This window comes from Maribacter sp. 4G9, assembly GCF_002742265.1.
Classification (GTDB): Bacteria; Bacteroidota; Bacteroidia; order Flavobacteriales; family Flavobacteriaceae; genus Maribacter.
This window is the reverse complement of the sequence record NZ_MDGL01000176.1, coordinates 1-8,054: the sequence shown is the minus strand read 5'-3', so window position 1 is coordinate 8,054 and position 8,054 is coordinate 1. Positions and strand designations below refer to the sequence as shown.

Genomic DNA, 8,054 nt, shown 5'->3' with positions numbered 1-8,054 from the left:
TGTAGAACGCGGCGGAACTGACCCCATGGTCACGGGTTATCTCGGCAACGGACTTTCCGTTGTCGAACTCCTTTAAGATACTTGCGATCTGTGTTGGTGAAAATTTGCTCTTCCTCATAATACTGCTTAAAATTAAGGTTATTATTCTACTTTTAAACAGTTCGGTTTTAAGGGAAGCTTACAAAGGTTCCTATGGCAGATTTGCGTTCACTCCTTTCCAATAATGGATTTAAGGGTGTAAAAACCTATATTCAAAGTGGCAATGTTATTTTTGAAAGGGATGATGATGCATCGGATTCGGAATCGAAAGCTTTCTTGGAGGTAACAATAAAGACCCATTTTGGTTTCGATGTTCCCGTTTTGGTCAAGTCCGTTTCGGATTTACAAATAATAATCGAGAACAATCCTTTTTCCAATAAGGAGGATTTAGAGTCCAATAGGATATATTTCGTTATGCTTTTCGGCCTACCGGAAAATGGACTTTTGACTTCATTTAAAAAAGAAAACTATCCAAACGAATCATGGGAGCTAGTGGACGATTGCCTGTATTTGTCTTGCAAAAATGGATATGGGAATGCCAAATTGAACAACAATCTTGTGGAACGCAAATTAAAGGTGGGAGCCACTACCCGAAACTATAGGACCCTAATGAAATTATTGGAAATGGGTACCACTAATTAAGTTCCCAGATTTTGTAGTTGAGAACGGCAGCAAAACAAACCCAAGCCAAATACGGAATTAGAAGGAATGCCGCCACTTTGCTCACCAACTTGAACCATTTGATGGTAAAGATGATCATGACCAGTAGGGCCAAGATGACCAACAAGGCCCAAAAGGGGGATTTTAGACCAAAAAAAACGATACTCCAGAGCGCATTTAACAGAAGCTGAAATCCAAAATGATATAGAGCGGTCTTTACCCATTTATGATGAAAGCCTTTGGCCCAGACCCATCCGGCAGAAATGCCCATCAGGACATATAAAGTAGTCCAGACCGGTGCGAACAACCAATTAGGGGGATTAAAGCTTGGTTTATTCAACGTAAGATACCAATCATTTACGGAACTTTGGGTGACCACACTGGATACAAACCCAATGACAAGGCAAACGGCAACACTTATAATTACATTGGGAAGTCTCTTTTTTAGTAGGGCCGTGTCCATGCCCTAAAATAATCATTTATTTTTATTGGTCTTACTAAAAACTATCTTTGTGGAAATAGTTGGCTTCATGACAGAAAAAGATTTTATCCCTTCAAAGTCCATAGAATTAATTGAGAAGGGAAAAGTAGCTTACAAATCCCCAAGTAACATTGCACTGGTGAAATATTGGGGCAAAAAGGAAGGACAAATTCCCGCAAACCCTTCCATCAGTTTTACGTTGAGTGCATGCGCAACTACCACCAAAATAAGTTTTAAAAAACTGGATAGTCCCACCCAACAATACTCCTTTGATTTTTTCTTCGAGGGAAATCCCAAACCAAGCTTTAGACCTAAAATCGAGACATTTTTCAAGCGTATAGAGGCCTATATCCCATATTTAAAGGGCTATCATTTTATTATGGAAACCTCCAATTCGTTTCCGCACAGCAGTGGGATTGCCTCATCCGCTAGTGGTATGTCCGCATTGGCCCTCTGCCTTATGGAAATTGAGAGAATGCATATACCAGAAATGGATCCTGATTTCTTTGTGAAAAAAGCCTCTTTTCTCGCGAGATTGGGCTCAGGTAGTGCCTGTAGGAGTATCGAAGGCCCATTGGTAGTTTGGGGTGGCCAAGAGGAAATTCCGGATAGTACTGATTTGTACGGTATCAGGTATAATTTTGAAGTACATCCTGTTTTCAAGAACTTTCATGATACCATCCTTTTGGTGGACAAAGGACAGAAACAGGTCAGTAGTACGGTGGGTCATGATTTGGTCAAGGGCCATCCATTTTCGGAACAACGTTTTAAACAGGCACACAGAAATCTTTCCCTATTAAAACCGATTTTAAGAACAGGAAACTTAAAGGAATTTATCAAGGTAGTGGAAAGTGAGGCATTGACTTTGCACGCCATTATGATGACGGGTGACCCCTACTTTGTTTTAATGAAGCCAAATACCCTGGAAATCATCCATAGGATATGGGCCTTTAGGGAGGCATCAGGTTCGCATGTCTGCTTTACCTTGGACGCTGGTGCCAACGTGCATGTGCTTTACCCGGAAAATGAAAAGGAACAAGTGCATCAATTTATTGTAAACGAGTTGGTTGCATACTGTGAAAACCAGCAGTATATTTGCGACCGAATTGGTTTAGGTGCCATAAGGTTAAAGGTTTAAATAAATACTTTTATTGTTTAAAAAGCGTTAGTTGCATAGGTTTTTTGGCAATAGGCCTTTTTTTTAAGCAAAAAGATTAAAATTTGCACTTTAGTTATCTATATTTATAGGTGTTTAAGCCATATCCGTTTTATTTAAACAAATGAAAGGACCATTATTTTATTCAAAAATTCTTCTTTTTGGGGAGTATGGAATCATCAAGGATTCCAAAGGGCTTTCCATTCCCTATAATTTTTTAAAGGGCGCTTTGAAAACCAATAGCGACTCTGAAAAGGCGAAAAAGTCCAATCAGGCTTTACGTGAATTTGCATCGTACCTAAAGGGATTGGCCATTACGGAACCGGAACTGGTTGCCTTTGATTTCATCGCAATGGATGCAGACATTGAAGGAGGTATGTATTTTGATAGTTCCATTCCCCAAGGCTACGGAGTGGGTAGTAGTGGAGCATTGGTCGCGGCTATTTATGATAAATATGCCAAGGATAAGATAACGGTACTGGAAAACTTGACCAGGGAAAAACTCCTTTCCTTAAAAGCCATTTTTGGTAAAATGGAATCATTTTTCCACGGCAAATCTTCTGGATTGGATCCTTTGAACAGTTATTTAAGCCTGCCTATTCTAATCAATTCACAAGACAACATTGAATCTACCAGTATACCCTCCCAAAATTTGGAAGGTAAGGGAGCCGTTTTTTTATTGGACAGTGGATCTATTGGTGAAACTGCCCCCATGGTTCAAATTTTCATGGAGCAAATGAAGAACGAAGGCTTTAGGAATATGCTTAAAGATCAATTCATCAAGCATACCGATGCCTGTGTAGAGGACTTTGTGAACGGCAACGTTAAATCCCTTTTTGGAAACTTGAAAAAGTTGTCCCACGTGGTATTGGATAATTTTAAGCCGATGATTCCTGCCAAATTTCATGATTTGTGGAAGCAAGGAATAGAAACGAACGACTATTACCTGAAACTTTGCGGTTCTGGTGGTGGTGGATACTTCCTTGGATTTACCGAAGATCTTGAAAAAGCGAAGGAAGTCCTAAAAGACTACAAATTGGAAGTGGTCTACAACTTCTAGTATATACCCAACATATTCATGCTTAGTAGAAAAAACAAACTCCTGCTATTAAAGGTATTGAGTCTGTTTTCAGTGGTACGTGGGTACAATCTATTAATGATCGTACTGGCCCAATACTTGGCGTCCATCTATATTCTCTCACCAAATCTACCGCTAAGGCAAGTTGTTTTTGATGTCAATCTATTTGTAATCGTTGTTGCTTCCGTTCTGGTGATAGCTGCCGGTTACATTATCAATAATTTTTACGATGCTGAAAAGGACCTTATCAACAAACCTAGGAAGACCATGCTGGATAGGTTGGTAAGCCAGCGTTTCAAGTTGTCTTCATACTTCATATTGAACTTTTTGGCCGTTTTTGCAGCTAGTTATGTTTCTTTTCGGGCAGTACTTTTCTTCTCGGCCTATATCTTTGGAATCTGGTTCTACTCCCATAAGCTAAAGAAAATACCCTTTGTTGGAAACTTTGTTTCCGCTACTTTGGCAATTACACCTTTTTTTGCGGTTTTCGTGTATTACAAAAACTTTGAAACCGTAATATTTGTTCATGCGATGTTTCTGTTTCTGTTGATTTTGGCCAGGGAATTGATTAAGGATTTGGAAAATATTTCTGGCGATGTGGCACAAAATTACAGGACGATACCCATCATTTACGGTGTGGGTGTTTCCAAATCGTTCATTGGAACTTTGATGTTGATGACCTTGGTGCCTGCCCTATTATTGATTTTTAAGTTCGATGTTGGTTACATGAACTATTATTTTACGGGTTGCATCCTTCTTTTTATAATCTTTTTGATCATTCTTTTTAAATCTAGTACCAGGAAGCATTTTTTATGGCTTCATAATATCCTCAAACTTGTCATCGTAGTGGGTGTTTTCAGCATTTTATTGATAGATGTTGATTTGGTCCTTAATCGAATTCTATAGCCACTACTTTCAGAATCTTCACCCCATGACACAATTTGTTTCTTCAGAAAGCAAGGAATGAATTAAACCAAGAAGAAATACCATATCCCTTTCTTACCTTTGCTTAAAATAAGACAGTTATGAGCAGGGGGGATTCAAACAAAGGAGATAAGGCTTCTGGGAGGCAAGGTGGTTCTTTTAGAAAAAAAAGTTACGCTAGGGGCAATGCGCCAATAAAAAAAAGTACTTCGCCCAAACAGGTGAGTGACCCAAATTCCATTCGGTTGAATAAATATGTAGCCAATTCTGGGGTTTGTTCCAGGAGGGATGCAGATATCTTTATAGCTGCCGGAAACGTTACCGTAAATGGAAAACCGGTTACGGAAATGGGATACAAGGTGAAATTAACGGATGAGGTCAGGTTTGATGGGCAACTATTAAATCCCGTAAAAAGGGAATATGTGCTTTTGAACAAACCAAAGGACTTTTCGACCACCATACGGGACGAAAAAGGGAAGCGTCATGTATCCGGATTGATTTCAAGTGCCTCCAAATCAAAATTGCTTCCAGTGGATAAGTTGGACAAGGAAGATACGGGACTGCTACTTTTTACCAATGATGGTGATTTGACCAAGCGTTTAAAGAGTCCCATCAACGGTCTTAGAAAGATTTACCACGTGATATTGGACAAGGACCTTAGGAGTGCGGATCTAGTTAAAATCCAGGAAGGTGTTGTAGTGGACGAGAAAGTGGTCAAAGTACAGGAAATCAGTTTTATTGACGATGCCCCAAAAAGAGAGGTAGGCATAGAAATCTACAGTTCCAGAAATAAAATTGTCCCAAGGCTTTTTGAACAATTGGGCTATAAAATTGTAAAAATGGACCGTGTGGTGTACGGCGGACTCACAAAAAAGGATTTGCCCCGTGGTCATTGGCGATATTTGACGGAGCAGGAAGTCATCAACTTTAAGATGGTTAAGTAGCGTCGATTAGGATATTATGAAACTATTCCAATGTTCCAATTGCGGAAATACTGTTGTTTTTGAAAATAATTACTGTGTTTCCTGCGGGCATTATTTAGGATATTCATCATTTTACAATAAGATGGTTTCTCTGAAACCAGATTTTTTCGAATGGACTTTACCCACTTTGAATGGTGGAAAATATAAGTATTGCGCCAATAACCTGCATGGAACGTGCAATTGGCTTGTACCCTCGGAAAACCCGTCGGAATTTTGTCTTGCGTGTTCATTGAACAGAACTATTCCTGACTTGGATAATCCGGAGAATCATTCTCATTGGAAACAAATTGAATTTGCCAAACATAGATTGATATATCAACTTTTAAGATTAAGGTTGCAAATTATTAGTAAAACGGATGACCCGGCTTATGGGTTATGTTTTGATTTTGTATCTCCAAAAAGCTCCAACAATATTAAGACCGGGCATGCCAATGGCGTTATTACGATTCTCATATCTGAGGCTGATTCCGTAATTAGGGAAAAGGTAAAGCACGAAATGAAAGAGCGATATAGGACCTTATTAGGACATTTTAGACATGAGGTAGGGCATTATTTTTGGGATATATTGGTTAAGAACAATAATGATATATTATCAAAATTCAGGAAAATATTTGGGGACGATACGGTTTCATACAGAGATTCCTTACGCAACTACTACGTGAATGGTCCCCGGAAAAATTGGCAGAATTTCTACATAAGTAAATATGCCTCTTCCCATGCCTGGGAAGATTGGGCAGAAACTTGGTCACACTATCTTCACCTGATGGATGCTCTAGAAACGGCTCATAATTTTGGGATTAGGACAGAACCAAAGCTGGAAGGTGAAAACAAACTAAATTTTAATGCTAGTTTTGATCCATATAATGAAAGTGATTTACGAACCATTCTTGAGACTGGTATCCCATTATTATACACAATGAACAGTATGAATCGATCTATGGGGAAAGATGATCCCTACCCATTCATAATATCAGAGCCCGTAAAGACAAAACTGGCTTTTATTCACAATCTCTTGTTTGAAAGAAATAGTTTTTGAACCAAATTTTGATTTGAATGTGGCATCTTGTTTTGTTTAATTACGGTTAATTGAATCAAAGCATAAATTATGAATATATCACCCGTGTTAGGTTTTGCAAAACTATTGGTAAAGAGCAGAAAGACTAAATTGTTATTGATTGGGGCCCAACTAGGATATGTTGGTTATAAATACTTGAAAAACAGAAAGATAAAATACCCAAAATCTAAATCAAAAACAGTCAAAACAGCCGATTAGGGAACTTGGAAGTTCTAAATCTTCAGAACCTTTGAGTGGTTCGGTAAGATAATCCCTATTATCAATGATTTCATAAAAGTCGTTTGCTATTTGAGGAAGATTATCTCTTCTTGTTTGAATTGATTTAATGATTTTTTCACCATCCAGTTCTACTAAACTTGGTGGCCAGGCTTTGAAACTTTCTTCAATAGCCAAATTCGAAAGTAGGCCTTGTAATAGCTTCGCCTCATTAATGAAATTTTCCCTTGGCGTATTTTTTAAAAAATAAATATCAAAAGGCATGACCAATCCAGGCAGGTAATCTATGTCCTCTTTAAATGATTGGAGGTCCGGTAATATAAGTTTGTTAGAAATGATAGAGGGTATGATTCCATCAACACTAAAAAATGCATTATCCCTATCCCCGGCAATTGGTATTGCCATATATTCGGTATCCTTTTGAGTTACAACCCATCCCCACTGTTTGGAGTGACGGTCCCAATCACCTTTGACAATATCAAATAGTCTCGCCCTAATCAATGTGGATTTATCTATGTTAAGTTTAGGGCCCACATCCTTTTTCAATTCTTGCAAGTCTTCCGTATCCAAAATGGCCTTCACATTTTTATAGTGGGTCCAATTTTTTCCTCCATCCGTTTCATGTTCCAATAAGTAAATTTTATTACCATAGTCCTTGTTAAACTTTTCCAGAGCGTTTTGTTCTGGGAGAAAAATAGACTTAGGGTCAGTATGAAGAAGATTTGATTTTTCGGCCAATTTAGCTACCGCTAAGGCAGCATAGGGATGCTGAGCAGAAATCCCATCAACAATAATATTCTCTAAGCCAAGGGTTCTGGCCCATTCTGGGACCAGTGGTTCAGGATCTTTATTTATACTTCTAAGTGTATAGATATATCCACCTTCGGTCTTTAGCTTAAGACTGTGTGTTTGTTTTCCACCCCCTTCCTTTAAAATCTCTGCACCCCCAAGCAGGGTATCCAAATGTAGTACTCGAAACCTTACTGGTGTAGACCACGCTTTACGATACTGTTGCCCTTGCATCATCTTTTTTACAGCGTTAGCTTTGTACAATGTGCTAGGTGCAACAAGTACGGAGTCAATTCGTGAGAAATCAATGGACTTCACATCCTCCATATTTAAAACAATGGACGAAGTCTTATTTTCCTGACGGGTAGAGGAAATGGAGATATAGGTAAGTAAGATGAAAGCTAGAACAATTATCCCTAAAATTACACTGATTTTTTTCATGGAGTTAAATTACCCATGAAACGATTAACTGTAACTAATCAGTCTACTTGAAATTCAAATTTAGCGATTAGGTTCAATGCTTGAATCACGTTCATTCCGTTTTTGATGGTGGTATCGATTACGGATCGGATTTTGGCAAAATTCTGAGCATTTCTGGGGTTTTTGAACTGGCCCGATATTTTTTGTTTTACCTTGACATTTCGAATCGCTTG

General features: G+C 38.5%; 8 protein-coding genes and 2 pseudogenes. 6 read left to right on the top strand and 4 right to left on the bottom strand.

The features are described from left to right. Positions 1-118: transposase (locus BFP75_RS18265; protein ID WP_165776561.1), on the bottom strand; the 118-nt coding region annotated here is incomplete at its 3' end. Between the two features lie 71 nt (positions 119-189). Here BFP75_RS18265 and BFP75_RS18260 point away from each other — a divergent pair. Further along, positions 190-681: pseudogene (locus tag BFP75_RS18260) on the top strand (DUF1697 domain-containing protein); the annotation flags it as partial. Here BFP75_RS18260 and BFP75_RS18255 read toward each other — a convergent pair. Then, positions 674-1,162: a TspO/MBR family protein gene (locus tag BFP75_RS18255; protein ID WP_099546782.1), complete on the bottom strand. Its 489-nt coding sequence runs from the start codon at positions 1,160-1,162 to the stop codon at positions 674-676. The pseudogene BFP75_RS18260 and the gene BFP75_RS18255 sit on opposite strands and share 8 nt — an antisense overlap. Before the next feature lie 67 nt (positions 1,163-1,229). Here BFP75_RS18255 and BFP75_RS18250 point away from each other — a divergent pair, with 67 nt between their 5' ends. The 5 genes from BFP75_RS18250 to BFP75_RS18230 all read left to right on the top strand — a co-directional run bounded on the left by BFP75_RS18250 (position 1,230) and on the right by BFP75_RS18230 (position 6,357). Beyond that, entirely contained in the window at positions 1,230-2,318 is a 1,089-nt protein-coding gene (locus BFP75_RS18250) for a diphosphomevalonate/mevalonate 3,5-bisphosphate decarboxylase family protein (protein WP_099546781.1), read from the top strand. A gap of 142 nt (positions 2,319-2,460) precedes the next feature. Next, positions 2,461-3,396, top strand: coding sequence for a mevalonate kinase (locus BFP75_RS18245; RefSeq protein ID WP_099546780.1), 936 nt, complete (start codon positions 2,461-2,463; stop codon positions 3,394-3,396). An 18-nt stretch (positions 3,397-3,414) separates the two neighbouring features. Beyond that, positions 3,415-4,320: a geranylgeranylglycerol-phosphate geranylgeranyltransferase gene (locus BFP75_RS18240; RefSeq protein WP_099546779.1), complete on the top strand. Its 906-nt coding sequence runs from the start codon at positions 3,415-3,417 to the stop codon at positions 4,318-4,320. A 119-nt stretch (positions 4,321-4,439) separates the two neighbouring features. Then, positions 4,440-5,282: a pseudouridine synthase gene (locus BFP75_RS18235; RefSeq protein WP_099546778.1), complete on the top strand. Its 843-nt coding sequence runs from the start codon at positions 4,440-4,442 to the stop codon at positions 5,280-5,282. A 16-nt stretch (positions 5,283-5,298) separates the two neighbouring features. Continuing rightward, the gene (locus tag BFP75_RS18230) at positions 5,299-6,357 is read left to right on the top strand and encodes a putative zinc-binding metallopeptidase (protein WP_099546777.1); all 1,059 of its coding nucleotides are present in this window, start codon (positions 5,299-5,301) and stop codon (positions 6,355-6,357) included. A gap of 210 nt (positions 6,358-6,567) precedes the next feature. Here BFP75_RS18230 and BFP75_RS18225 read toward each other — a convergent pair whose 3' ends face one another. Next, entirely contained in the window at positions 6,568-7,842 is a 1,275-nt protein-coding gene (locus tag BFP75_RS18225; protein ID WP_099546776.1) for a hypothetical protein, read from the bottom strand. A 38-nt stretch (positions 7,843-7,880) separates the two neighbouring features. Next, a pseudogene (locus BFP75_RS18220) lies at positions 7,881-8,054 on the bottom strand (IS66 family transposase); the annotation flags it as partial.

What these genes read in the sequence shown, in the direction of transcription:
- BFP75_RS18225 (WP_099546776.1), bottom strand. Translation starts at nt 7,842, where the DNA reads ATGAAAAAAATCAGTGTAATTTTAGGGATAATTGTTCTAGCTTTCATC.
- BFP75_RS18235 (WP_099546778.1), top strand. Translation starts at nt 4,440, where the DNA reads ATGAGCAGGGGGGATTCAAACAAAGGAGATAAGGCTTCTGGGAGGCAA.
- BFP75_RS18230 (WP_099546777.1), top strand. Translation starts at nt 5,299, where the DNA reads ATGAAACTATTCCAATGTTCCAATTGCGGAAATACTGTTGTTTTTGAA.
- BFP75_RS18255 (WP_099546782.1), bottom strand. Translation starts at nt 1,162, where the DNA reads ATGGACACGGCCCTACTAAAAAAGAGACTTCCCAATGTAATTATAAGT.
- BFP75_RS18245 (WP_099546780.1), top strand. Translation starts at nt 2,461, where the DNA reads ATGAAAGGACCATTATTTTATTCAAAAATTCTTCTTTTTGGGGAGTAT.
- BFP75_RS18250 (WP_099546781.1), top strand. Translation starts at nt 1,230, where the DNA reads ATGACAGAAAAAGATTTTATCCCTTCAAAGTCCATAGAATTAATTGAG.
- BFP75_RS18240 (WP_099546779.1), top strand. Translation starts at nt 3,415, where the DNA reads ATGCTTAGTAGAAAAAACAAACTCCTGCTATTAAAGGTATTGAGTCTG.